The organism is Cohnella sp. LGH (genome assembly GCF_017671885.1).
In the GTDB taxonomy this organism is placed as follows: domain Bacteria; phylum Bacillota; class Bacilli; order Paenibacillales; family Paenibacillaceae; genus Cohnella; species Cohnella phaseoli.
In genome coordinates, this window is sequence record NZ_CP072117.1 from 4,447,487 (window position 1) to 4,472,250 (window position 24,764).

23 protein-coding genes are annotated in these 24,764 nt (G+C 50.8%); 3 read left to right on the forward strand and 20 right to left on the reverse strand.

All coding sequences use genetic code 11. The features are described 5' to 3' along the window. Positions 1-135: 135 nt before the first annotated feature. From J4772_RS19190 to bacA, 10 genes are all read right to left on the reverse strand, one after another. Positions 136-1,071, reverse strand: a complete 936-nt coding sequence (locus J4772_RS19190; RefSeq protein WP_209076790.1) for a carbohydrate kinase family protein — start codon at positions 1,069-1,071, stop codon at positions 136-138. 15 nt (positions 1,072-1,086) lie between these two features. Further along, positions 1,087-2,292 carry an MFS transporter gene (locus J4772_RS19195; protein WP_209070929.1) on the reverse strand — a complete coding sequence of 402 codons (1,206 nt, stop codon included), beginning with the start codon at positions 2,290-2,292 and terminating at the stop codon, positions 1,087-1,089. A gap of 42 nt (positions 2,293-2,334) precedes the next feature. Continuing rightward, a complete protein-coding gene (locus J4772_RS19200) occupies positions 2,335-3,162 on the reverse strand; it encodes a carbohydrate ABC transporter permease (protein ID WP_116060375.1) in 828 nt (275 codons plus the stop codon). A 10-nt stretch (positions 3,163-3,172) separates the two neighbouring features. Next, entirely contained in the window at positions 3,173-4,057 is an 885-nt protein-coding gene (locus tag J4772_RS19205) for a carbohydrate ABC transporter permease (RefSeq protein ID WP_209070930.1), read from the reverse strand. Positions 4,058-4,122: 65 nt separating this feature from the next. Next, complete coding sequence (locus J4772_RS19210; protein ID WP_209070931.1) at positions 4,123-5,421, reverse strand: ABC transporter substrate-binding protein; 1,299 nt, start codon at positions 5,419-5,421, stop codon at positions 4,123-4,125. 54 nt (positions 5,422-5,475) lie between these two features. Then, positions 5,476-6,780: an alpha-galactosidase gene (melA, locus tag J4772_RS19215; RefSeq protein WP_209070932.1), complete on the reverse strand. Its 1,305-nt coding sequence runs from the start codon at positions 6,778-6,780 to the stop codon at positions 5,476-5,478. A 262-nt stretch (positions 6,781-7,042) separates the two neighbouring features. Continuing rightward, positions 7,043-8,083, reverse strand: coding sequence for a LacI family DNA-binding transcriptional regulator (locus tag J4772_RS19220; RefSeq protein ID WP_116060371.1), 1,041 nt, complete (start codon positions 8,081-8,083; stop codon positions 7,043-7,045). A gap of 155 nt (positions 8,084-8,238) precedes the next feature. After that, entirely contained in the window at positions 8,239-8,937 is a 699-nt protein-coding gene (locus tag J4772_RS19225) for a transglutaminase-like domain-containing protein (protein ID WP_209070933.1), read from the reverse strand. A 17-nt stretch (positions 8,938-8,954) separates the two neighbouring features. Further along, on the reverse strand, positions 8,955-9,731 hold the full coding sequence (locus tag J4772_RS19230) for an AraC family transcriptional regulator (RefSeq protein ID WP_209070935.1): 777 nt from the start codon (positions 9,729-9,731) through the stop codon (positions 8,955-8,957). A gap of 72 nt (positions 9,732-9,803) precedes the next feature. Further along, positions 9,804-10,610 (reverse strand): undecaprenyl-diphosphate phosphatase, encoded by an 807-nt coding sequence (bacA, locus tag J4772_RS19235; RefSeq protein ID WP_209070938.1) that lies wholly within the window; start codon positions 10,608-10,610, stop codon positions 9,804-9,806. Positions 10,611-10,928: 318 nt separating this feature from the next. Between bacA and J4772_RS19240 the strand changes: the two genes are divergently transcribed. Further along, positions 10,929-12,110 carry a chromate transporter gene (locus tag J4772_RS19240; RefSeq protein ID WP_209077282.1) on the forward strand — a complete coding sequence of 394 codons (1,182 nt, stop codon included), beginning with the start codon at positions 10,929-10,931 and terminating at the stop codon, positions 12,108-12,110. On the opposite strand, the gene J4772_RS19245 is transcribed toward J4772_RS19240, so the two are convergent. Further along, positions 12,075-12,326, reverse strand: coding sequence for a hypothetical protein (locus J4772_RS19245; RefSeq protein WP_209070941.1), 252 nt, complete (start codon positions 12,324-12,326; stop codon positions 12,075-12,077). The genes J4772_RS19240 and J4772_RS19245 overlap by 36 nt on opposite strands. 250 nt (positions 12,327-12,576) lie before the next feature. Between J4772_RS19245 and J4772_RS19250 the strand changes: the two genes are divergently transcribed. Continuing rightward, positions 12,577-13,632, forward strand: a complete 1,056-nt coding sequence (locus J4772_RS19250) for a hypothetical protein (RefSeq protein ID WP_209070943.1) — start codon at positions 12,577-12,579, stop codon at positions 13,630-13,632. Positions 13,633-13,777: 145 nt separating this feature from the next. On the opposite strand, the gene J4772_RS19255 is transcribed toward J4772_RS19250, so the two are convergent. From J4772_RS19255 to J4772_RS19295, 9 genes are all read right to left on the reverse strand, one after another. Beyond that, positions 13,778-15,415 carry a stalk domain-containing protein gene (locus J4772_RS19255; protein WP_209070945.1) on the reverse strand — a complete coding sequence of 546 codons (1,638 nt, stop codon included), beginning with the start codon at positions 15,413-15,415 and terminating at the stop codon, positions 13,778-13,780. Positions 15,416-15,464: 49 nt separating this feature from the next. Next, on the reverse strand, positions 15,465-15,887 hold the full coding sequence (locus J4772_RS19260) for a hypothetical protein (protein ID WP_209070947.1): 423 nt from the start codon (positions 15,885-15,887) through the stop codon (positions 15,465-15,467). A 24-nt stretch (positions 15,888-15,911) separates the two neighbouring features. Further along, positions 15,912-16,832, reverse strand: coding sequence for a hypothetical protein (locus J4772_RS19265; RefSeq protein ID WP_209070949.1), 921 nt, complete (start codon positions 16,830-16,832; stop codon positions 15,912-15,914). Between the two features lie 309 nt (positions 16,833-17,141). Next, the gene (locus J4772_RS37410; protein WP_305827703.1) at positions 17,142-18,581 is read right to left on the reverse strand and encodes a M23 family metallopeptidase; all 1,440 of its coding nucleotides are present in this window, start codon (positions 18,579-18,581) and stop codon (positions 17,142-17,144) included. 119 nt (positions 18,582-18,700) lie between these two features. Next, a complete protein-coding gene (locus tag J4772_RS19275) occupies positions 18,701-19,015 on the reverse strand; it encodes a hypothetical protein (protein ID WP_209070951.1) in 315 nt (104 codons plus the stop codon). Then, positions 19,008-20,255, reverse strand: coding sequence for a hypothetical protein (locus J4772_RS19280; protein WP_209070952.1), 1,248 nt, complete (start codon positions 20,253-20,255; stop codon positions 19,008-19,010). The genes J4772_RS19275 and J4772_RS19280 overlap by 8 nt, the downstream gene beginning before the upstream one ends. 33 nt (positions 20,256-20,288) lie before the next feature. Continuing rightward, positions 20,289-21,863, reverse strand: coding sequence for an Hsp70 family protein (locus J4772_RS19285; RefSeq protein WP_209070954.1), 1,575 nt, complete (start codon positions 21,861-21,863; stop codon positions 20,289-20,291). Beyond that, positions 21,864-22,406 carry a nucleotide exchange factor GrpE gene (grpE, locus tag J4772_RS19290; protein ID WP_209070955.1) on the reverse strand — a complete coding sequence of 181 codons (543 nt, stop codon included), beginning with the start codon at positions 22,404-22,406 and terminating at the stop codon, positions 21,864-21,866. It lies immediately after the preceding gene. A gap of 64 nt (positions 22,407-22,470) precedes the next feature. After that, complete coding sequence (locus J4772_RS19295; protein ID WP_209070957.1) at positions 22,471-22,827, reverse strand: helix-turn-helix domain-containing protein; 357 nt, start codon at positions 22,825-22,827, stop codon at positions 22,471-22,473. A gap of 353 nt (positions 22,828-23,180) precedes the next feature. Between J4772_RS19295 and J4772_RS19300 the strand changes: the two genes are divergently transcribed. Then, entirely contained in the window at positions 23,181-24,692 is a 1,512-nt protein-coding gene (locus J4772_RS19300) for a hypothetical protein (RefSeq protein ID WP_209070959.1), read from the forward strand. Positions 24,693-24,764 lie beyond the last annotated feature (72 nt).

The window sequence follows — 24,764 nt, forward strand, 5'->3', positions numbered from 1 at the left end:
CCCATTCGCCGTTTTTTAAAGCCGGTTTACCGTCTGCATGAAGTCGCTCAAGCTGCGATCGAACCAACCTTGCCCAGGTCGGCATCACCTCCCTTCCCTATCGGTGCAGTCTCGCCACATCCACGAACGTGTCGATCAACGCCGTCCCGCAATAAACTGCAGCACTTCGTCCGCCGTGGGCGCTCCTTTAACGCCTCCTATGCGAAGGGTGGCCATTGCGCCGCATGCCGACGCGAAACGGAGACATTCCTCGGCCGACGCTTTGTGCAAGCGTGCGTATAGAAATCCGGCGTTGAAGGAGTCTCCCGCGCCTGTCGTATCGATCGGCGATACGCGGTACGCTTCGGCGTGAATCCATGCCCCCGAAGACGGCAGCAAGGACGCTCCCTCGCCGCCGCGCTTCAAAGCTACGAACCCCCGTTTCTCAGGAAGGGCGTTCGCCAGCTCTTCAGGGTCCGAGGACCCGAAAATATGCTCGGCCTCCGTCTCGCTCGGTATGAAATAATCGGTATGAGCCAGCAGCGAAGCAATGATCTCGCGATCCCAGCGCTCATGCGGATCATATCCGGTATCGAAGCTGGTCGTCACCCCCGCCTGCCTAACTTGACGGAACACTTCTTGCCAATGCGGCTTCATACCCTCCTGCAGGAAGAACGAGCCGAAATGAAGATGATCTGCTTCGCGAGCAATTTCGGTTAGAGGAATAAGACTCGGTTCCACTAAAGGAATCGTACCCATGTAGGTCAACAGCGAACGGTCCGTCGGATTGGACAACGAGAAGGTAACGCCGGTCTTCTCCCGATCCGTAATCGCCACGTAATCGGTGTTGACGCCATATTGTTTTAGCTGCTCGATGCAGAAGCGACCGTACTCGTCATTGCCTGCGATGGAGACAAACCTTACCTCCACGCCCAATCGGGCGAGCACGCACGCGGTTATGGCCGATGAGGAGCCGAGCGTCAGCTCGAAATGCTCGATCAGCTTTTCCTTGTTCGGCTCCGGCTTCACGTCCGGCCCGGACAGTATCACATCGGGATTCAGTTCCCCTACAATGTAGACGACTTTGCTCATATCAGTTCCCTCTCTCTAATTCGTGGAATGCTTTGTTTTTCGAAATGTCAGCCACACCGCGGCGCCTTGCAGAGCTCCCGCGCAAGCGAACGCGATCCAGAGCGCCTCCGCCCGCAGCGAATCGGCGAATGGAAGCAGAACGACCAAGGGGACGACCCGGCCGAAGTTCAGCAGCGATTCGTACAGGACGACGGATTCGATCCGAAACGCCCCCTTCAGCGGCAGTTTGTCCGTCTCGGCAAAAAAGCGGGAAATAAACGTATTGTGATAGACCGGATTCAGACAGGCGACAACGATCAAAAACACAAGAGCCTGTACCGTCCCCGTCCCTCCGGACAGGAGCAGCGCGCCAAGCGCGATGCCGAAGGAGCACACCCCCATATAGACGGGAGCGCGTTCCATCGTCCCCTTGCGGGACATGTAAAAGCTCGACGCTACCGAGACGAGCGATGTCGCCGCCAGCGCAACGCTGACGACATTCTCGCGTTCGAACACCTCGTAGAGCAGCAGCGCCGGAATGAAGAGCGTGAGTCCTTCCAGAAATCCGGTGCAGAACCACAGCCCTAGCAGCTTTGCCCATTGCGGGTTTCGCCGAGCCATCGCCCCGGTCAAGCCAAGCAAATAACGTCTTCGCCTTGAGGGCAGCTTGCCGATAAAGAGGGAGATCGCGAACACTGCCGCGAACACCGCCAAGGTTAAGCCAAAGGCATACAGATAGCCGGTTAATCTCGCGCTTCCGCCGATCAGCCATCCGCCCGCGAGAGGACCGATCAAGCCGGCCCCTGTCAGCATGACCGTGCTGATGCCGACATATCGGACTCGATTCATCTTAGCCGACACGTCGTACAGCAGCACCAGAATACCGGCCCAGTAGAATCCGACGGCAAGCCCTTGGCAAAGCGCGATCGCACCGTAAACCTCGATAATTCCGTCGCCAAGCGTCAGAATAAGCACGAAAAACATCATGTGCAGAATCAGGCTGATTCTCAGAGTATGCAGCCGATCATAGCGTTTCGCGAACCAGCCCCCGATCCAGAAACCGAGCGGCGTCAATGCGTAGAAGAGCGCGTTGTAAATGAGATTAAGCGCAAACGATTCGCTCAGCCGCAGAAAATAAATGTTGAAGAACGTCAGAGATACCGAGCTTCCGAAAATAAACAGCCCGTGCATCGCCAAAGCCAAGGCCGCCTCCCGTGGCATGCGTTCCTTCCGAATAACCATGCGTCAAGCTCCCCTGGAACTAGGACGAACGATCAACCGGTTTCACTTAAATCCGGTCATCGTCAGTCCTTTGATGAATTGCTTCTGGAAGATGAGGAAGATGATGACCACAGGAATCATGATCAGCACCGCCGCCGACATGACCACGTTATAGTTCACGACATTTTGCCCGTTGAAAAATACGAGCGCAAGCGGAACGGTCATCTTCGACTCTTCGTTCAAAATAATCAACGGCCATAAATAGTTGTTCCATGCAGCCATGAACGAGAAGATCGCGAGCGCCGACAACGCCGGCTTGATCTGCGGAAGAACAAGCGACCAGAACGTACGGAATTCGGACGCTCCATCCATGCGCGCGGCTTCGATCAATTCGTTCGGAATCGCCTCGATGAATTGCTTCGCCAGGAAAACGCCGAATGCGCTCACAAGATAAGGAATGACGATCGCAGACAGATCGTTAACCAGGTTCAGCTTGGAGATGATGATGTAGGTCGGCACCATCACGATTTGAAAAGGAACCATCATCGTCGCCAGAATAACGACAAACAGCAAGCGTTTGCCCCGGAAACGGAATTTGGCGAAGATATAGCCGGCCAACGCGCTGGTGAACATCGCTCCGATCGTAACGATGGCCGAAGTCGACAAGCTGTTCAGGAACCAGCGAAAAAAAGGCACCTCTCCAAGCACTTTTTTGTAGCCCGACAGCGTCGGCTCCTGAGGCAGCAGATGATTGGAGGCGGTCAATATTTCCGAATTGCTCTTGAACGAGGTCAGTATCATCCACAGGTAGGGCACGAACATAAGCAAAGACCCGATCAACAAAGTCGTAAATAGCAGCATATACGACCATTTCCATTTTTTCGTCCGCATGTCGCCCTCCTTAATGCTCCCACTGAGATCTGCCGATCCGCATCTGGATCAGAGTCAGAACAAGGATAATGATCAGCATGACGAATGCCATAGCAGACGCATAGCTCATATTCATGTACGTGAAGGCCTGGTCGTAAATGTTGAGAGCCAGCACATAGGTTTCGTAAAGCGGTCCGCCCTTGGTCATGATCTGGAACTGGGGGAACATCTGAAAATAAGAGATGCTGGTCATAATGAACACAAACAGCATGGTACGGCTAAGCATGGGAAGCGTGATGCTCCAGAACACATGCCAGGGAGAGGCTCCGTCCAATTCCGCCGCTTCGTAAAGCGATTCGGGAATGGAGTCGAGTCCAGCCATGAACAGCACGATGTTATACCCAACGTCGGCCCACAACGTCATAATAATAATGGACAGAAGCGCTGTGGAAGGATCCGTCAGCCAATCGACGGAAGGCAATCCGAGCATGCCGAGAGCCATGTTCACGACTCCGCTATCGGCGTTGAACATCGTTGTCCAGATGACGGCGGAGCCGGCCAACGGTGCGATTGCGGGAAGGAAAAACATCGTGCGAAAGCTGTTTTTCCAGAAACGGCCGCGAATCTTGTTAATGCCTATGGCAATGAGCAGCGTAAAGGCGATATTCGCCGGAATGGCCACCGCTACGAAAGTGAAGGTGACGCGCAGAGATTTATAGAACATCTCGTCGGACAGAAGCTCCCGGATATGCTTCAGGCCCGCGAATGGAACAGACGAGGATAACGGCGAATAATCGAAAAGCATCAATACGGTGCCGATTCCGATGGGTATGACGGAGAACACCAAAAATAACAGGACAATCGGCGTCAACGCTAGGAAGATAAACCTTCGTTCCGACACTTGCTGTTTGGACATCTGTAGTCGCCTCCAAATCTAAGCGCCGGGAAGCCGCTCACCCCCTCCCGACGCTTTCTCGTCGCTTACTGCTTGGACTTCAGCATCTTGTTGATGTCGTCTTCCGTCTTCTTCAGGCCGTCCTTCACGCTGACTTTCCCATAGACAATTTGGGCATACGTATCGTTGATCACCTTGAAGAAATAGTCGCGGTCGGCCAGCGGACCGATCCAGCGGCCGTGAGGAAGGACATCGAGCGCCGCTTTCACGATCGGAGCGCTCTCCAGATACTTCGGATCTTCGGCGACTTTCTTGTTGGCCGGAATGGACGAGGTGCGAAGATTCCAGGCGAACGCGTTCTCGTCCTTCATCATGAATTGCACGAACTCCCAGGCGGCTTCGGCATTGGCGCTTTGCTTGGACACGACTTCTCCCCAGCCGGATTCGGCGCTAAATACCGCTGGACCGTCGCTATAGGAAGGGACCGGCATATAATCGAAATCCTGAACATTAAACGTGTTATGGCCTTCCGCAATTGTCCACGGCCCTGCCGTCGTCATCGCCGACAAGCCTTTGAAGAACACCATGTAAGGCTCTTCCGGCGTCCCAAGCTTGGTCAGGTCGGTGACTTGATGAACATTGACTAGGTCGACCAGCTCTTGCATCGCTTTCTCCGCTTCCGGAGTGGAGAAGTTCACCTGCGTCTGATCCTGATTCCAGAAATCGGCGCCCTGCTGCTGGATAAGCGCGAGGAAATAGAAAACGACGCTGTCGTTGGACGTGATGTCCAGCCCCCGGACGGAGATTTTGCCGCCTTCGCGTTTGGTCAATTTTTTGGCGTCTTCAATGAGCTCCGCCCAGGTAGCCGGGTCCTTATCGATTCCGGCTTCTTCGAACAGCTTCGGGTACCGCAGAGCCGCCCCGTTCTCCATGTTGAATTCGTGCGGCACGCCGTACACTTGGCCTTCATACTCGAAGCCGCCGATCGCCGCCGGATAAACCTCCGCCTGCAGCTCCGCTCCGTTCGCCGCCGGCTCCAGCAGCCCGTTTTTCGCATATTCCCGAACCCAGGTGCCGAACATTTGCACGATATCCGGAGCCGTTTTCGTATTCATGGTCACCCGGATTTTTTGGACGAAGGCATCGTAAGGAAACACCTGAAGATCAATAGTGACGTTGGGCTTCACTTTCTTGTAATCTTCGATCAGCTTTTTGTTGGCTTCGACGAACGAGGGGTTCTCATGAACCCACCAGACCAGCTTGATCGGATTGTCTCCATCCTTGCCCCCCGTCTCCCCGGTCGCATTGCCTCCGCCCGAGCAACCGGCGAGCGCCAGGCTTCCCATTAACATCAGAGCTACGATCAATAAAAGCGCTTTTTTCATGAAACGTTCCCCCTAATGAAATTGATATATGAAAGACATGCTTATTGCCGAAGATTAGCGCAGCTCTGCGATGAAAGGCTTCTCCGCCTCGTACAATTCATTGAACATCGATTGAATTTCGTCGAGAGAGCAGACAGCGGACGTAAGCGGATCGATCATCAGCGCGTGCATCGCGGCTTCCTTGTCGTTATTCAGCACGGCGGTTACCGCGAGTTCGAAGAAGGCCATATTGCTGCGGCACAGGGCGGCCAAGTGCTCGGGAAGCTTGCCGAAATGGGTTGGATGAATGCCGTTTCGATCGATCAGGCAAGCGACCTCGACGACTCCGTCATTCGAAAGATTGTCGATCAGACCGGTATTGGCGACGTTTCCATAGATGACCTTAGGCGTATGATTAATCATGGCATCCATGATTACGGCCGCATATTCATTGGAGGATTCGAAGCTGATCTCTTCTTGGCCGGAGATGCGGCGCAAGATCTGCTCGTCGTTCTCCTGTCTCCAGATCGGCCAATTGTTGGCGTAGAACCCGGTTCCGCCATTGTATCCGACGCCGCAATGGCGCTCCAGCAAATCTTCGCGCTTCCGGTAATACGGAATGTACTCCGAGAAATGGCCGCTTGACTCGGATACGAACGCGCCCAGGTACTTCATGGCGTCCAATCTTACCGGATCCCTCCTCAACAGTTCGGGATTTTTCATCCTCTCTTTAAGCTCGGGATACAAATCCTGTCCGTTCCGCGACAATTCCACAAACCAGGACATATGGTTGATGCCGCCCGCTCTCCATTTCAATTCCTCGTATGGAATGTCCAAATATTTCGCGAGCTGCGCCGACGTGTTCTGAATGGAATGGCATAGCCCAACCACGGGGATTTCTGTCGTTTTGACGGTGGCAAGCGTAACGGCGGACATCGGATTCGTATAGTTCAGGATGACGCATTCCGGACAGTAGGCTTCTATATCGCGAATGATATCCAGCCAGGCCGGAAGCGTTCTCAACGTTTTGAACAGCCCTCCGGGTCCGAGCGTGTCGCCGATGCATTGCTTGACGCCATACTTCAAGGGAATCTCATACTCGTACTTAACGGTTTGCAGCCCGTGAACTTCGATTTGATTAATGACGAAATTCGAGCCGGGAAGCACTTCTTTGCGATCTGTGGAAGCCGTTACTCGCCACTTCCTGCCGGCAAGGGAAACAACCTTCTCCACCAGTTGTCTGGCCAGGTCCAACCGGACGGGATCAAGATCGATCAGACCAATGATCACGTCGTCGCCCAGATTTGCAATATTCGTCATATCCACGACGATATCTTTAGTAAAACTGCTGCCTGCGCCTATAATCGTCACTTTGTTCATCGTTATTCCCCTTTTCGTAGCTTTTTTTGGGCACAACAATTTCAGGAAACGCAAAATATTTACCCAAAGTTTTCTACAACAATCTTATTGTTTTGGGGCAAATTTGTCAATGAAAAATTGATATTAAAACAACAGACGTAAGGAATCGACTATTCGTTGTACTCCGACATAGCAAAAAAGCCGTTCTCCTCAGCGGGAGAACGGCCCCTTAATCATTGTCTACTCGGCAAAATCTGCTACCCTCGGAGTATTCAGACACGCCCTAGTCTTTTGTCGAAGAGCGCCTGATTTTCAGCTCATAAGGAAGCAGCGCTCTGATCGGAAAGTACAGTCTTCCTTCCAGGTACTCGGACAACAAGTAAGCCGCCGTTTGGCCGATCTCATATTTGGGAACATGAATGGTGGATAGCGGTGGAGAAGTATATTGCGAAATATCGATATTGTCGACTCCGAAGAAGGCTATGTCGTCGGGCACGCGCAGGCCGACTTCCGTAACCGCGCGCATGGCTGCGATTGCCATGACATCGCTTGCTACGAAGAAGGCGGTAGGCAGTTCCTCTCGCGGCACCTCATTCACCAACCGGCTCATCAATTCAAAGCTGTTTTCAATTTGCCACTCGGCGTTCAAAATCCATTTCGGCTCCGGTTCAATGTCGGCTTCAAGCAGCGCGTAACGATAGCCCCGAAACCTCTTCTCGCGATAGATGTCCCCTGACAGTCCCAAGCCGCCGATAAAGCCGATTTTCCGGTGCCCTTGCTCGATCAGATGCCGAACTGCCGCCTGGGAAGCAGACACTCTGTCATAGGAAACCGTAGGAATGGTCGGATCGTTCACGTCGACGCCGACAATAACCGGTATATGCTTCTTGATGGCTTCATAGATCGGAGGGTCTATGCCTTCGATAATAATTAAGCCGTCTATCCGGCTGTCTTGAATGATTTGCTGCTGCACCGAAGGATCTCGCAGCTCGTCCCTCGTATGAATAAAAGACAGCTCATAACCTCTGTCGGCCAGTCCTTTCTCTATTCCTTTCAAAACAAGAGAGAAGTACGGATACGAGTAATTTTCCTGGGGAAGCGAGATAATGCAGCCTGCCCGCTTCGTAACCGCCGGCTTTGCGCCCTCGTCCCCTATCGGTCGCCTAGACCACCCTCTGGTTCGGTAGCCAAGCTCTTCGGCGGTGATCAGGATTTTTTTCTTCGTAACGGCGTTGACAATTTTGCTGTCATCGTTGTTCAACACTCGAGAAACGGTCGAAATCGAGACGCCCACTTTTTCGGCAATATCTTTTAAAGTAGCCACTGTTTCACCGCCTTAAATTTTTGGGCCCAAATCGAACCTCTTTATCATAGCGAATACAGGACGTTCCTGTCAAACTGTAATTACTCAAGAAAACATAGAGAAAGCGCCCATCGATGGACGCTCTCTTGTATTAGCCCTTTGTTTGGATGCGCGAACTACCCCCTCCTTATTCGACTCACATTCCGATTCATCAGATGACGAACGACTCCGCGAAAGATCGTTTTCCTGAGTGGGCTTAGCGCTTGTTGATGAACGAAGAAGAAAGCGTCGGGACTGTCGTAGATTCCAAAATCACGGACGATCCCTTCCTTTTGCACGTAAGTGTCGCTTTCGTTCCAATACACGTCCGGATTCTGAAAGTTGTCTGTCGCAACTCCATAGCCGCAGAAGGAGCCTGTGCAATCTCCGAATTTTTGTTGAAGCTTCGTCAAGTAAGAAATGTCCAGTATAAAGCCTTCGATATTCAACCACTTGTCCTCATAGCGCACTTCGACCCAGCTGTGAACGATCTCTCGGGGCGACATCCGGTAATACCATCCTCTCATCGCTCCCTTTTGCAGCTTTTTGTCGATGGTAAACCCGTGCATCCGACAAGACACCCCCACGGCCCGCAGCAGCGCCATAAAAAGCACCCCTTTCGTATTGCATTGGCCGTAGCCATCCCGCAGTACCTCGGAGGCTGGAATATCGTCCGCCCTGTTATAGCCGAATAGAACATCGTCGCGGACGTAGTTATAGATGCCAAGAATCCGTTCTTTCATGGGCAAACGATCCCACTTGCGGCTGTGAACCAGCTGTTGGATCGTTGGATGGGAGTAATTCAGCAGTTCCGTTTCCTTCAAGTATGCATTCATTGGAAACACCTCCTGCATCAAGTGTACCGTTCATGCAGGCAGGAAACTTGCAAAAAGACGCTATCTTTGCGAATATCCTTCGCATTCATCCCTAATAGTCTTTTACTCGTAGCAGCCAAATGCGAGGGACTGTCGAACCCCGCCGCCATCGCCGCATCGGTAATGCTTAGGCCTTGGAAAATCAGGTAGGATGCCTTCTGAAGCTTGTGCAGCAGCATATATCCGCTAAGCGGTATGCCGGTATTTTCCTTAAAGAGATGCGACAATCTGCTGTTGGACAAACTTAATTTACGGGCATACAGACTGACGGAGTGCTCGGAGTCGGTACAATCTTTTACCAACTGAATAAACTCTCTTATCCTGGAATCCGTAATTGCGGTCTTCGTCCGTTCCACACCCATAAGCGCCATAAGCTGTTCCAGAAAAGCAATATAGCTGTCCGTATCTTTAACATGGGGATGCTCACTTTGCACCAACTCGCTCATCGTTCTCACCGTCTCTGTCGGGAGCACAGCATACTTACGCTCGCCTATGTATCGCTTGAAGCTCGCCGCCATATCGGAGGTGCTGTCCATAAGCAGCAGCAATAAAGGGCGACCCGCCCCCTGCAATCGATGAACAACGTTCGAATCGATGAGGATACCAGAGCAGCCTACAACTTGTCCCTCCACCCCGATCTCAAGCTCATCCTCCAAGGAAAGGGTCAGCTGCAAAAAGGAATGTCCATGCTCCTCCGCATCAATCGTATCGGATAATATCAGCAAGTGATGCTCTGCGCCGTACAAAAACATCATGTTAAGTTCTCTCCACGTTAGTCTCGAATTTGGACGAGGCGGATATAGCACTAAGCTCCTCGTTTTGCGGGCTTATATATATAAAATGATAAAAAAGGCGATGGCCAGCACGAATCGGTAGTAGGCAAACCATGACAGGCTCAACCTTTTGACCAAGTTTAAAAATGTAATAATCGCGATCATGGCGACGGCGAAGGCCGCCACCAAGCCGACGAGAAATAATGGAATATCGGCGACACTCAAGAAATCCCTGCTCTTATAGAGATCGTATGCGGTAGCGCCGAACATCACCGGAACCGAGACGATAAACGTGAATTCTGCCGCCGCTTTTTGACTTGTCCCAAGCAGCATCCCTCCCGAAATCGTCGATCCGGATCTTGAGAACCCCGGCCAGACAGCCAAGCATTGAAAGAGTCCGATTCCGAAAGCCTGTTTATACGAAATTTCATCCATCGTCTCCGCACTGACTTTTCCTCGATATTTGTCTGCAACAATCATGAGAACACCTCCGGCGATCAGGCCGATCAGCACGGGCGTGGGGCCAAATAATCGCTCCTTGATAAAACCGTGAATCGTAAAGCCGGTAATAACGAAGGGGATCATTGCGATTATAACATGCAAAATATTAATACCGGGTCGTTTCAACGCGGCGGGAGTCACATTCATAAAACCGATAAATCTTTTCCAATAAAGAACCAACACGGCGAGAACCGCTCCGAGCTGAATCACAACCTTAAAAGTATCGGCAAGCTCTCCTTCAAAATCCAACAAACGCCCCGTCAAAATCATATGACCCGTGGACGAAACGGGCAGAAATTCGGTCAGCCCTTCTATGACCCCCATAATGGCTGCCTTAACGTATTCGTTTAACTCATTCATTCCAATAACCTCCAAAATTCAGTCTTTATTCGAGTTTAGATAAAAAACGGTCCGCAGTTCCATCGATTTAGATTACAAAACCAAGCTTGTTCCTTACGGATTTGTAAGACGGCGAAGATGATTCGGTAAAATCCACTGTCGATTGGAGGCGATGCTCCATTCCGCACAAAATCATTAGGTAACGTTCACTCCGCGTTAATACAAGTATGGTATATTGACAACATCGAAACGATTATCTCGCCTAAGGGGAAATGATATCTCGTGGAAAACAGCAACATCGCCACTCGGCAGAAGTCTGAAAGCAATTTGCGAAAGCTAATGGAAGTATTAGCCGTATCCACCAAGCTCGGCTTGACTTCGTTCGGAGGACCGATCGCCCATCTCGGTTATTTTCATGACGAATACATACGCCGCCGCAAATGGATGGACGAACGAAGCTATGCGGATTTGGTTGCTCTGTGCCAGTTTTTGCCGGGTCCGGCCAGCAGCCAAGTCGGGATTGGAATCGGCGTTATTCGAGCAGGACTACTTGGCGGTCTGATCGCTTGGCTTGGGTTTACGCTGCCATCGGTCATCGCATTGGTCCTGTTCGCCTTCCTCTTGCAGGGATTTGATATAAGCGGTGCAGGTTGGATTCATGGTCTCAAAATCGTAGCTGTAGCCATCGTCGCTCAGGCAGTGCATGGCATGGGGCAGAAGCTGACTCCCGATCGCGGCAGGGTAACGATCGCCGTTCTTGCTGCATCAGTAACCCTTCTGTGGCAGACTGCGTTTAGTCAGATTCTGCTGCTTGCAGTTGCAGGTATCGTAGGTATGACGTTATATAGAAAAACGACACTTCCGCAAACGGAAAGCTTGTCCGTTCCCGTCAGCCGCAGCTTTGCCGCGCTCTGTTTGGCAGTGTTCTTCGGTCTCCTGATTCTGCTGCCGCTGATTAGGGAATGGGTTATCACAGACTGGGTGTCTTTGTTCGACAGCTTCTACCGGTCAGGCTCGCTTGTATTCGGGGGCGGTCACGTCGTTCTTCCTTTGCTCGAACGAGAAGTCGTGCCTTCGGGATGGGTCGGCAAAGCCGATTTTTTAGCGGGCTATGGCGTAGCGCAAGCCGTACCTGGGCCGTTATTCACCTTTGCCGGATACCTCGGAGCGATGATCAACGGCGTGGCGGGCGCTTTGATCGCCACTGCCGCTATTTTTCTTCCTGCTTTTCTTCTAATCGCAGGAGCGCTGCCTTTCTGGAACTCCTTGCGGACAAATTCAAATGTTCAAGGAGCGCTTACCGGGATCAATGCAGCCGTTGTCGGCATCTTGCTGGCTGCGCTGTACAACCCGCTATGGACAACGGCGATTTTGGCTCCCGTTGATTTTGTATTGGCTTTGGTTTTGTTTCTAATGCTCGTTTTTTGGAAAATGCCGCCTTGGATCGTTGTCGTTGCCGGTGCTGTCGGGGGGACTTTGATCGAATTATTTTCGGTCCATATCCAGCCACTCCAGCTCTAGCTGCTCCAGCGACGGATGCCGGGAATAGATCGCAGCCGATCCGAAAATAGACGGGAGCTCCCAGTTCGGCAACGACATCACATATTCCGATTTGCCGTCCGTTCGTGAATATCGGTATAGGGAGGCGGTAGCCGCATTGCCGTCCTTGTCTCTCTCAAGCACATACGCCCAATGGCGGTCCAGTGCAAATACGTGATGTGTGACGCTTGTAACCATGCGAATTTCACCGGTGTTGAGATTCATTCGACTCAGTATAAACCCGTTTACTTGGTCTTTGCTTATCCAATAGAGCTCGTCATCCAGTCTAATTCTGCATAACCCCAAAAAAACCAACAAGGAATAGAAAAGAAGGAATTTCTTATAAAAGGGTAGAAGTAATTGATATGTGATATTTTTGAAGCTATGGAAGCATTTGAAGCCGCTCAAGGAATTATGAAATCGAACCAAGGGTGGAGGAAACGAGAATATGGCGTACGCGAAGCGATTAGCAATCAACGATAAACCCGAAATCTTAAGTTATTCGTCCCATGCTAAGACATTAGCCATTCTTTCAACGGATAAACACTACGAAGCTTGGTTCCACAGCAATTATATCCAACTTATATGCGAAAAAGATTTTAAGGACAAGGGTATTCATCTAGACTTTTACTTGGGTCCCTCTAAGGATTTCAACTTTTATGTGAATAATCCTTGGCTTTACTCACAAACGATCAAGAAAGAAATGGTCAATCATCTAACCGATAATATTACTGAATTTGTGATTTCCTGTATTGATAGGAACTACTATGTAGACTTGCATTTGGATCAACATTTCGTAGCAAATGACCCCGGCTTTCATTTTGAACCCCACCAATTTTATCACGACACATTGGTTTTTGGATATAATCGCAGCGAGCAGTACTTTGATATCTTGGGGTACAATCCATTTTACAAATCGTTAAAAATCTCTTTTTCCGGCTTCGACAGTGCTTATCGAAATTGTCCGATAGAAAAATGGTACACGGTTTTATATTTATACCATTACGAAAAGAAGCGCCCAGGCTCGCAAAGTAAAGATTATATATTGGATGTAACCTGGATCGCGGATTCTTTAAAGGGCTATTTAAACTCTACTGATCATACACGCTTATTTGCGATGTTCGATTCAGGAAGAAACAACCTTGCCTTTGGAATGGATGTCTATCATTATTATAAATTAAATTTAAAGTCAGGCGATTTTTGGGAAGATATACGACCGCTATATGTATTGTGGGAACACAAGAAATGCATGCTTTCAAGGATTCAGTATTTATACGATCACCATTATTTGAGTCAAAGTAATTATGCGTATCTAAAGGTTCAGTTTGAAGAAATCAAAAACTTGGCGGAATTCATTAAGGTAACCCAGTTAAAAGCCTTAATATCCAAAGATCATAAGATCATAGAAAAAATTATTTTTAATTGTCTTGATGAAATCGCTAGTAAAGAACACAAGGCAATAAATGAGCTTATATCTGCCTTGGAATTACCTCTCCACGACTAAGTTAGATCGATCAATCCCTTGTCGGCGTTGTAGGGGGAACATTAATCGGAGGGTTATGAAAAAAGCACAAGCTCCAGGGCGATCGTAATCCCCTTCCACTTGTGCTTCTTTTACTTATACAACAAGCAGTAAGCATGCTTCTCGGTTACTTGAGCGTTACCACGATCGTCAGCTTAGACGAATCGACTTTAACTGTTCCGCCTAGCTGCTTAACCAGCCATTCGGCAGAGATTTGCCACGATTTCGGAACCGGCGACGCGAGCTTGACTGTTTTACCGTTCACAATCGCTTGCGCGTTTCCCGACTTCAGCACAAGTTTCGATTTGCCTCGCGTGATCGTCGCCGTCGTCTTGTTCTTATCAAAGGAGACTTTCGCCCCGAACGCCTTCGCGGCGTCGGCAAGCGGCAGCGTCACAGTTGTCCCTTTTACGACAGGTTTAGTGGCAAGCGTAGCTTCTTTACCGTTCACAATGAGCTTATACTGCGTCGGAAGCTCAGGCTTCACCGGCGCGCTGCCGAATCCGCCAATCGCGACGGGCGTTTTCCGCATGATCGTCGTGCCGTCGCCGAGCTGACCGTAATCGTTTCTGCCCCAAGCCCACACGCTGCCATCCGTCCCGACGGCCACATTCGAGCCGTAGGCGCCTTCCACGGTCGCAATTGACGGCAAGCCCGACACTTGTCCCCAGGAATAGCGCTCGGCAGGGCCGGAGACGCCGAGTTGGCCAAGGGCATTGTCGCCGAACGTCCATACGGTTCCATCCGGCTTTAAGCCGAGGAACGAAGGCTTGACCAGAAGATACGTCGTGCTCCGGATTTCGCTGAAGCCTTGCAGCTCCGGCGAAGCCGTTGGCTGCAGATGGTGCTGCATTTTATCGCGGTCTGCCGGGTCTGTCTGATTCAAGCCTTTCGTCTCCAGCAGACTGATGCCCCACTCGAACACTTTGCCGCCCCGTTGAAACGCGAGGACAGTCGCGCCATTCGTCACGACCCGTTCGATGTTGGCAACTCCCTCTACTTGAGCGACAGCGATGCGGCCTGACTCGTCTCTCTTGCCGTCGCCAAGCTGTCCGAAAGTATTCCAACCCTGCGTCCATACCGTACCGTCCTTGACGACCGCCGCCAACAATCCGGTTCCCGCCGCAGCGAAGACAACCGAGGCGATCGCTTCATTTTTCTGCGGAGAAAGTCGTTCCTTCGCAACCGTACCGTTTCCCGCATCGCCCCATTTCCACAACTCGCCCGCCGCATTCCAGGCAATGCCTCCCGCATTCGTCGCAGCGATGCCGACAATACCGGCAAGGCCGGGCACTTGCTGCGGAACGTAGCCGTTGCGGTCGATGCTGATCCGCCTCGCGCCTTTGCTATCCGGCTCACCATATTCTGTGTACGTCCCGTTTCCCAGCTCGCCTTGCATGTTAAAGCCCCACGCCCATACAGTTCCGTCAGCCTTGAGCGTCATTGCATGGTTGATGCCTGCCGAAACAGCGATGACGCGATTTATGCCCTGAACTTTGACCGGAGTAGGCGTGGCTTTCGCGGTCTCGCCGAGTCCAAGCCTCCCGCCCCCGTTGCTCCCCCAGCTCCAGAGCGTGCCATCCTTGGCGACCGCCAGCGCAAAGCCGTTGCCCATCGCCACATCGACGATCAGCTTGCTGTTGTCGACCGCCTCTGCCGCGTTCGCCGAGCGGGAATCGTCCACTCCTCCGACGATGACTAGCGCTGCAAGCGCGAAGGTTAAGCTTTTCAGTGCAAAGCGATGTGTTAATGTTATCAATCTCATCGATGCGTTCTTTTTATATTTGAGTACCATGTCAGTCCCCTTACAGAGATCAGATTTCGATAATTGTTTTATTTTCAAGCATATTAGAAAGTTGTTGAAAATTTGCAAATGGGCTACTTGAAACAATTTTGCTTAAGCCCTGCATCCCCATACTGATTAATTCTTTATCACCGGAGGCGAGACCCTGATCAATAATATCAAACGATTTCTGAATCGCCATCTTGCGTTCGTCGAATATAGCACCAAAAACTTTATGATACAGATCATATTTGTTCTTGATTTCGAGAAGGGCAACTTCTTTTTGCGCTTCTAGCTTAGCAAGTTCAAAACTCGTAATTTGATTCTCTTTGTAGGCTTCAGTCAGCACGTTGAAAAACTTCAATACATCCGGAGCAGGAATAATATCAGCAACTTCTCCTAATTTAGTTGAAGCTTTTTGAAGTTGTTTATTTTTCAAAAACTTTTTAAGCATATCGAATCCCCCACAATCACAATATTATTCTTCGAAAACGGGAGTATCTATTACAACAGCAAAATCTGCGGCAATTCCACCGATATAAGCAATATGTTTGAGATCACTTTCAGAATAATAATTTCTACGAAATATATTCTTTCGAGCCCAACGAATAAACTTAGAGAGAATGAAAATTCTATTCAGTTCTCGCAACGTACGTTTCAATTCTTGTTCAAAAACGGATTGGGCTTTATCAATTGAGATAATAAGTTCATTTGAGCGAGCCTCTATTACTTCCATTTTGAAAATATTAGCTTGCATATCATCCATGTAACGAATGATTTGTCCCATTTCTCTTTCAATTTCGTTAATCTTCTTGTTAGCGCTTATGTGACTGAAAACCCCAAATACTGCAAGAGCAGGTATTGCAACGATTCCGCCAAGAACGGCAGTTCCAGCAGCGATCCCGCCGCCGCCCGCTGCAATCGCTCCGCCGCCAAACCACGCAAACGCTGCATTCGTTGCCGCTACTCCAGACAACCCTGCAATCGCTGCGCCAGTAGATGCCGAACCAAATGTGGTTACAAGCGCCCACGCCCCCAACGCTGTTCCAACGCCAGCAGAGAGTCCCTTGGTAGCAGACATAGCAATCTGCCCGGCGGTAATCGTGTCTTCAATCTGTTTGAAGTTTACAGTTTGATGTTCGTTTCCGATATTACGATAAATGAATTCACGATCTTTACTTTTGAGATTTTTAGAAACTTTATTGATCTTTTGAAGACTTTTAACCGCCTCTACCTTGAATCGAATGACTTTTTCCAGCGTTTTATTAACATCCTTACGTTTTGAGTCCATCTCATAATAGAGCGATTCGTATTGAACCTTTAAATCCTCGAATTCTTCCATTTTCCGCTCTATCCGTCCATGTGCGCCAAATGTGAGCAGATTTTTGAAGAAAGCCATATCCTCTGCCTCCCGATTATCAACTGCAACTTAAGATGTTTAATGTCAGTGTTACGTTCTCCTAGAAGCAGCAATTGTGCTCATTCCATGATCTCTCCCACAGGTCTATTAAACCAAGTTTGTCGTATTCTGGAACACAACTTAAATATATAGTTCTTACGAATTAATTTCAATGATTAATAACCATTTCAGAATCATGTAAAATAGCCTAGTTACGGTCACAAAAATCCTAGTCGGAACGATTCTTCTTGCACAATTAAAGCAGCAGCCGCTAAAAAAACGATACGCGACAGTTACTTATTCCAAATGTTACTGAGGTGCCTTCAGCCACTGGAAAGGCGTCGTCTCAAAAAACAAATCCGGATTCACCGGAACGTCATGCGCCCAAAAGGTAAAATGCAGATGGGGGCCGGTAGAGAAACCGGTTGAACCGACAAGACCGATAATATCGCCTTTTTTTACCGTATCCCCTACTTCTACTTGAATCTTCGACAAATGCGCATATTGGGAAAACAACCCCATGCCATGATCCAGATAAATCGTATTGCCCGATAAATACAAATCTTCCGCCAGCGCCACGACGCCGTCGTTCGCCGCCTTAATCGGCGTTCCTTCAGGAACTGCCAGATCGATGGCCATGTGCGAATTGCTCAGCTTGCCGTTCACATAACGCGTATATCCGAAAGGAGTCGACAGCCTCCCTTTCAGCGGCGCCACGAACTCCGAATTGAACAGGAAGGTCGAAGCCGAGTTCTCTCGGGCCGCTTTGACTTTCTCCTGGTCGGCCTGAATCCGCTCGGTGTTCCTCCTCATGCTCTCCATCTGCTCCGACACCTTCAAATACTGCGTCTTAAACTCCTTCTCCTCCACGATCAATTGGCGATCGCCAATCTCGTATGTCCCCGGCTCCAGAGCGCGCGGAATCGGAAGGTATGTAAAATAACCGGCCTTATGCGGCTGAAGCTTGTACGTTTGCTCCTGCCACTCTAGCTCTCCCGGCTCGCTGCTGCGCACAAGCACGGCATCTCCGGGATACGTTCGATCCGGCAGCAGCGTCCGGCCCGGCTTCATCGCCTGCAACGCCAACTGCGGCGATCCATACAGCGCCGCTTCTTCCGCTCGGCGCTCGCGCTTGGCCTTCTCTTCCTCCATCGCTGCGCGCACATCGGCTGTCACTTCATCGTGCCATGTACGTCCGCCGTCAACTGTAACGAGCAGCGGCATAACAAGCCCGCTTCCTTCCGCGGCCAGCGCCCAGCCAACTTGTCCGGTGACGGGCTGCGCCTGCTTTACCGCAATCCTCTGGCCCTTGTAGTCAACCGTCTCGCCCGGCGAGAATGCGATATAGGCCGCCTCAATCGCACGTATCGCCTGTTCAGCCTCATCTGCTGGCTTCTCTGCGGCTCCATCGACTTCCGCTGCACCGGCCCCATCTTCGTCAACCGGCTCGCGCCAGTCCGATCCCGCCTGCTGCCAATGAACGCCTCCGTCCTCCGTCAACATAACTGAGCCATCGGCATACCGAAACCAGCCTGCATCAAGATCAAGCATGCGAAACTCGGCGATATTCTGCACCGGCGGAGCCTCCTCCTGCGCAGCGGACGGCTGCGGCTCCACGCCCTCGGACAATGCTCTCGCTGCCGGCTCTGTATTTGGCGGCGGCGAGTTGCGCTGATCATACAGAAGCCACGCGGCTCCCAGTATCAGAACCAGAACCAGCGCAATGCCTAGCCCTAACCATTTTTTCATTTTGGTGCAATCCTCCTCGCAAATACACAGCTATAATCCAATTATAGCTGTGTATCGGGAGAACGTAACCTTTGTTTGTGCAAATCGGAATATACAAGTGGGGAAATAACCGGGGCAGATTACAAAATACTGTGTGCGCGCATCTCTCTCATCGTTAAGGATAAAGCCTGTTCAAAGCCCTCCAATTCATGCCTTGCTGCCGCTGCAAAATTTGCCGTTTCTCGTTGTGCGAACCGCAGCTCCTTCTTCTTTTGCTTTTTGTCATAACGTTCCTTCATATCTGTCCAAGCCGCGCCAAACATCCCCAAGAACAATAGACCCGCGATAATGATCGTAACGATGTTGAGGAAAAAGTACAGCATGATGCCGTTCACGATAAGGATAACGATGAAATATTTCAAAAGACTTGTCATGTACAGCCACAATTTAGTCAATGAACGTCACCGCCATTCTATCGGTTACTTCATCCGCGCTTGGCGCAGTGAGCTCGTTGATTTTTTGACTGTACCGGGATTGCAAATACGTCCACAATGACATTTTCTGCTCCAGCTGCGCCGTTTCTCCCCGCAGCATCTGCTTATACAGATCGTAAAAGGTTTGTTCCTTATCCGTTATAACCTGACCTCTAGCCAAAAAACTGGTAATGTCCATGTACTCCTTAAAAGCGAACTGATGCAGGATCGCGCCTTTCAGGTGTCCCCGATATTCCTTGTGCTGGGGCGCTCTCGCATCCGTGCCTTTCTCCTTTACCTTTAAGGAATTGATATGTTCATGTTGTTTGTTGACGACGAGTTTGAGCTTGCCCATATTTTGTTGCAGCAAGCGGGCGTAATCTTTATACAGGTTGCCAGCTGCTTGTTCTAGTGGAACCTTATCCGGCTTTGGCGGCGCTGGCGTTTCCTGCGCTTTGGCAGGCTGAGGAACGCTCGGGCTAGGCTGGGTTGGCGCTTTAGTCACGGCATATCCCTTATATTCGCAATACGCTTTAATAAATTCGGTGGCGTCATTTTTCGGGAAAAATAATCGAGTAAACTCGGATGTCAGCTTGGACAAATTTTCCTTGGTAAGCGTGTTTCCGTTATACTTAACAACCGTGTCGACCTCGTAGGCCAGCGACTTTTTCACGTTCATCATGATGTAGGCGTCGTAGACTTCTTTGTGCCCGCTGCCGATAAAATCAGCCAGAAGCGAGACTAACCGCATTTTATCAACCGCATCCGGCAAATTGCGGTAAGCGTCCATCAACTCCTTGGCTCGTTCTGCCAGATCGTCCGAACGATCTTCCATACGATAACGCCCGCGCCGCTGTCCGCTTGCCGGGTCGCGGCTAAGGAAGTCATACATGTCGGTGACTTTGGCGTTTGCCAAGCCTTTCTCAATCTTCTGATAAGTTTCCGGCAGCGCTTTTCTGGCCGCTTCATATATAGAAGGATCGATTGCCGAAATGATGACTGCCGCCTTCGCTTCCTTCGCGCGCGTGTCGGAGTTCAGCATACGTTTGCGGATGTCGGGAACAAGTTCAAGGTAACGCTTATGTTCCGGTCTGCCCAGCTTGGTAACGAGGTCTTTCCACTTTTTCTCCATCTCGTTAATTTTGGCTTCAATTACTTGCCGGTCCGATACGGAAGAATTCAAGCCGAGCAATACATAATAATTTTCTCGATTGGCGTCCATACCATTTCCCTCCCGACTCTCTCGAACTATGCGCTATGCGCCATCGGATACTTTAATGACGCTGGTCTGCGCTTGCAGCGTCATCACTTCCGATTCGGACAGCCCCTCGGTCTTCACGATGATGTTGCATTTGGAACCGTTAAAGCGCTCCACGGCCGTGATGTTCAACATGCCGTTTCTATCGAGCGAGAAGGTAACGTCGATCGGCGATCTCGCCGGCAGCCCGGCAGGCAAATCGAGCTGACCGTCCGCAATCCGCTTGCCAAACGACAGCTCCGTGTTCTCCTCCATAATGTTGCTCTCGTACACGACAATGTTGACGCGTCGTTGATTGTGAGCGAGCGTACCGTACGTTTCCGTGTTGGAACAGGGAATGGCGTCATTTTTGAGAATCACGTGGCTTAGCATCATGCTGTTGCCGATTTGTGCTTCAACGCCGTAGCTTTTGCTGGTCACTTCGGAGAACCGCTCGTCGGCTGCAGATTGCCCTTCCCCTAATCCGGTAGTTTGCTGCGGCTGATCTGTGGACAGAAAATGCGCCAACAGCGCGGCTCCGCGCGCCACGGCTTCATCCGGCTCGAACACTTGCGGGTCTACGCCAAATTCCTTTTTCATCGCTTCCTTCACTTGCCGCATCCGGGTCGAGCCTCCTACGAAAATAATTTCATCAAACTGATCGCATGACTTCCCTTTGCTGCTTGTTTTGGTCGCGGCCTGCTTTAAGGCGATTTTAGTCAGCTCTAACGTGCTCATAAGATGATGACGCGTGATTTCGTCGAATTTCTCGACCGTTACCTCCAACTTTGCCCGTTTGCCGCGCCCCATGCTTAGCGTAAAGGAGGAGGAGTTTTTACTCGTTAACTCTTTCTTCGCATCTTCGGTTTTGAGAATCAATTCATTAAGAACGTCGCCGTCCTCATAAATCTCGTCTGCCGTCACACCCGTTTTCTCACAAAACTGCGCCACAAAATACGACATCAGCTCGGCGTCCCAGTCTTTGCCCCCCAGCGTGTGATTGCCCTCGGTGGATACAACCGTCACCTTATCCCCGACAATTTCCGCAACGGTAACGTCAAAAGTTCCGCCGCCCAAATCGTAAACAAGCACAACCTTGTCCTCTTTCGATTTCTGCTGCGCACCGTAGGCAATCGCCGCCGCAGTCGGCTCATTCACAATGCCGAGCACGTTCAGTCCGGCAATTTTACCGGCGTTCTCCGTCGCTTGACGCTCATCAAAACCGAAATAAGCGGGAACGGTGATGACGACGTCGCTGACTTTCTCCCCTGTCATCTGCTCCGCATCGGAAATCAGCTTTTTCAGAATAAAGGCGGATATTTGTTCAGGCGTAAACGTCTGGCCGTGATGCTCGCGGTTTTCATCCTGTTTGCCCATGGAGCGTTTGATGTACAGGACGACATTGTCGGGAGCGAGGATCGCGTCGCCTTTGGCCGTTTCTCCGACTACAATTTCCGTGGGGCTAATAAACTCGACAACGGAAGGGGTGATGTTTTTACCTTCGATATTTTTAATAATTTCGATGTTTCCGTCTTGATCGGCTCTGGCCATACACGAGTATGTAGTACCGAGGTCAATTCCGTAAGCGTACATTTAAGCTTCCTCCTTCATTGGGCTGATCGCCGAGTAAGCGACCACTCGTTCTTTGCTGACAACCATTCCGCGCCGCTCATATCCGTCGCTCAGGCTCTCGGCTACCGTCTTCACTTGCTCGGGGTTATCCGTTACCAGCTTCTTGACCACGTGCTGCCTGCGCGCATCGAATCTATTATTTTCACAGCGATACGGCTGAACGTCATAGCTCGCCAAAATATCATCCATACTTTGCAGCACGCCTTCGAGTATTTCCTCGGCATAGGCGGTTCCTTCGCTGGAGCAATTTTTCTCAGCGACAAAAGCTTGCAAGTAGCGCAATTCCTTGGCCGTATCGTCTTTGAAGCGAATCAGCGAGATGACGGCAGGTTTGATAATATCGAAGAAAAAATCATCGTCGTATCTTTCCGACGGCGGTTTAACGTAAGCTGCGACCAGATTGTCGGCAAAGGCGCTTAAATCGTGCTCGTCGGCAAGCCTCTCCGCCAAAGCTGCGAGAAAATCGTTGCGAAATTGCGGGTAATCGTTCGTTGTTTCAGTCATGTCGTACCTCCGTTTTAGATATCGTGTCCCAGCCGCAGCTGCGTTCGCTTCCTCGCCCGTCTGTCTATCTGGTCAATTCGCGCAGCAGCTTGACAATCTTGTAATAGACCATGAGCTCTCTGCGGCTGCGTCCGCTTAATTCGAGCGTAATCAGCTCCAGAATGTTGGAATCCGCCGCTTTTCTCTCATCCTTGAGCAATCGGTCTTCCTCTTCTTCCAGCAACAAGCAGCTATCTACTGAGAGCGCATCGGCAATTTTTCCAATGATGCGGATCGTCGGCGACCGAGTCTTACCGCGCTCGATCTGCCCGAGATAGGAAGCGTCGATGTCCGCCCTGTGCGCCAACTCTTCCTGCGTCCATCCGCGCTGTTTGCGTAGCCTGCGGATTTTGTCGCCGATATGCGCTTCTCGCTCGTTCAAGTCCTCCTCACCGCCTATATTTTCCTTTTCTTTCTCCATCATAGAGCACGTTTCGACTTTCCCCCACAGATGATAACCCTGTTTCTGGAGGATTTTAGTCACTAATGTCACTACTCGGTTTCCAGAAAGTAGTGTATCATTGAGCTCAACGAAATCTTGTGGCGATGTGCCGACTTTTACAAGCGACCTTTTTTTCGGAATTGGGCCTGTTTATGCGTAATCTGACTCCCGAACCAACCGCCGCGTTCACAATTTGGACAAACTTTAGCCGTGAGAGGTTCATACGCTCAGTCGTAAATGTCACATTTTCGCTAAAAATAAGGAGTGTATTTCTGAAAGGGGAGGCGCTTGTCATGTCCAGAAGCAAAACGCTGAGACGGCATATTTTCCGTGAATGCGACTTCAGCTTTGATTTTGCCGGAATCAAGCGGGAATGGACGATTAACCGTGTGGTCGAGGCCATCGATCTGGGACGGCCCTTTGACGAAATATGCCGGTACTTGCTGCTCGATAGCAAGGAACTGGCCAGATTGGCCAAACATTATGCGCTGCAGGCGTTGGGCGAACAACTGCGGCAGCTTACGGTTAAGCAAGTGGAGTTGATGAACCAGTATTACGATCATACGGTGTGCGGACATACGCTTGGGGAACTGCTGGAACAAACGATGTATTTGGACCCGCAAGCCTGGGTGCAAGCGTTCGAGAACTCCATCCTCTATTTGCAGGACAGAGGGTTGGGAAATAAGACGGACGGCTCCTCGTCTTCTCTATCGCAAGACCAGCAGGAACAAGTCGTAGAGCGCTTGTTTGGCCAAATTCCGCTGAGCTTTGACCAGGACGAGCGGGCCGATCAAGAATGGTGCGCGCAAGGAAGCAAGTCGGCGGCGGTCTTTCGTTTTTTCAGCCGCTTTCTGAAGCACGATCAGTTTCTTCGCCCGCATCCGAACGACGTGCTGTCCGGCAATCGCAGAGCCAGAATGCTGGAACAATACGACGACTTCCGCACGATCGCCAAAGACAGCGCCGCTCGGCAGAGTATAACCGAAGACCTGCGCCGTTACGAAAGCGAGCTTCATATTGCCTATGTACACTACACGAGTGCCAAAATCGACGCCTGCGGTCTGCTCAACGACCCCGAAACAAAGCGCAAAGGCGAAGCGATCGTTAAGCTGACTGCGCTGATGACGTTGGTGAAAAGTCCGCAAATCCGGCTTATTCTGTTCGACAATCTGGTGCCGGGTCCCGATACGCTGCCCTTTAATTTTGACATAGAAAATATGATTCCCGATATCGCCTACCCGGATATGGAAACCGAAATGGACGATCTCTATGAACTCAGAGAGGGACGCGCCTCTCTGTACTTGTCGCTTATCTTTACTATTGAAGTCGCCTTGAAGGCTTATGTGAAGGACAAGCTCCGCGAAGCCGTCTCCTACTTCGGCCATTCGACGATCGACCCGACGCAAGCGGTTGATCCCGAAGACGAAGCGGAGCTGTTGCAGCTCAAGGAGCGTTTGGCGCTGATCGTGCTGCTGCAGTCGGGAGAGACAGCTGGAGATGCAGCCAGCCTACTGACGAGTCTCCCTTATGCGACAAACGCCTCCCCGTATCCGGCCGCTGCGGATCGCACCTTCGCTGCCGTGTACCGGGCAATCTACGATACGAACAAAGCCTACGCCAAGGAGGGATTGTTCCGCGACGCCTGGAAGCAGTGGGCGCGTTCCGGCTGTCACCGGCGCATACACTCCGCCAGCTTGTGGGTCGAAAAATTCGGGGACTTCGAAGACGCGTTTAAGCAGTTTGCCCGAATCAAATCGGAGGATCTGGGCAATTACAACATCGAGAAGTTGATTAGGGAAATCTAGTTTGGACGGCTTGAGGCGATTCCCTCAAGTCGCCCGCTTCCGGCTCAAGCATACGTCGCGCAGTTGGGCAGC

Bases quoted from the DNA above. Each gene is read 5' to 3' on its own strand.
- J4772_RS19240 (WP_209077282.1), top strand. From the start codon at position 10,929: ATGGAAGTATTAGCCGTATCCACCAAGCTCGGCTTGACTTCGTTCGGA.
- J4772_RS19210 (WP_209070931.1), bottom strand. From the start codon at position 5,421: ATGAAAAAAGCGCTTTTATTGATCGTAGCTCTGATGTTAATGGGAAGC.
- J4772_RS19260 (WP_209070947.1), bottom strand. From the start codon at position 15,887: ATGCTTAAAAAGTTTTTGAAAAATAAACAACTTCAAAAAGCTTCAACT.
- J4772_RS19190 (WP_209076790.1), bottom strand. From the start codon at position 1,071: ATGAGCAAAGTCGTCTACATTGTAGGGGAACTGAATCCCGATGTGATA.
- J4772_RS19255 (WP_209070945.1), bottom strand. From the start codon at position 15,415: ATGAGATTGATAACATTAACACATCGCTTTGCACTGAAAAGCTTAACC.
- J4772_RS19250 (WP_209070943.1), top strand. From the start codon at position 12,577: ATGGCGTACGCGAAGCGATTAGCAATCAACGATAAACCCGAAATCTTA.
- J4772_RS19230 (WP_209070935.1), bottom strand. From the start codon at position 9,731: ATGATGTTTTTGTACGGCGCAGAGCATCACTTGCTGATATTATCCGAT.
- J4772_RS19300 (WP_209070959.1), top strand. From the start codon at position 23,181: ATGTCCAGAAGCAAAACGCTGAGACGGCATATTTTCCGTGAATGCGAC.
- J4772_RS19195 (WP_209070929.1), bottom strand. From the start codon at position 2,292: ATGGTTATTCGGAAGGAACGCATGCCACGGGAGGCGGCCTTGGCTTTG.
- grpE (WP_209070955.1), bottom strand. From the start codon at position 22,406: ATGACTGAAACAACGAACGATTACCCGCAATTTCGCAACGATTTTCTC.
- J4772_RS19265 (WP_209070949.1), bottom strand. From the start codon at position 16,832: ATGGCTTTCTTCAAAAATCTGCTCACATTTGGCGCACATGGACGGATA.
- J4772_RS19285 (WP_209070954.1), bottom strand. From the start codon at position 21,863: ATGTACGCTTACGGAATTGACCTCGGTACTACATACTCGTGTATGGCC.
- J4772_RS19205 (WP_209070930.1), bottom strand. From the start codon at position 4,057: ATGTCCAAACAGCAAGTGTCGGAACGAAGGTTTATCTTCCTAGCGTTG.
- J4772_RS19225 (WP_209070933.1), bottom strand. From the start codon at position 8,937: ATGAATGCATACTTGAAGGAAACGGAACTGCTGAATTACTCCCATCCA.
- J4772_RS37410 (WP_305827703.1), bottom strand. From the start codon at position 18,581: ATGAAAAAATGGTTAGGGCTAGGCATTGCGCTGGTTCTGGTTCTGATA.
- melA (WP_209070932.1), bottom strand. From the start codon at position 6,780: ATGAACAAAGTGACGATTATAGGCGCAGGCAGCAGTTTTACTAAAGAT.
- J4772_RS19245 (WP_209070941.1), bottom strand. From the start codon at position 12,326: ATGGTTACAAGCGTCACACATCACGTATTTGCACTGGACCGCCATTGG.
- J4772_RS19280 (WP_209070952.1), bottom strand. From the start codon at position 20,255: ATGGACGCCAATCGAGAAAATTATTATGTATTGCTCGGCTTGAATTCT.
- J4772_RS19200 (WP_116060375.1), bottom strand. From the start codon at position 3,162: ATGCGGACGAAAAAATGGAAATGGTCGTATATGCTGCTATTTACGACT.
- bacA (WP_209070938.1), bottom strand. From the start codon at position 10,610: ATGAATGAGTTAAACGAATACGTTAAGGCAGCCATTATGGGGGTCATA.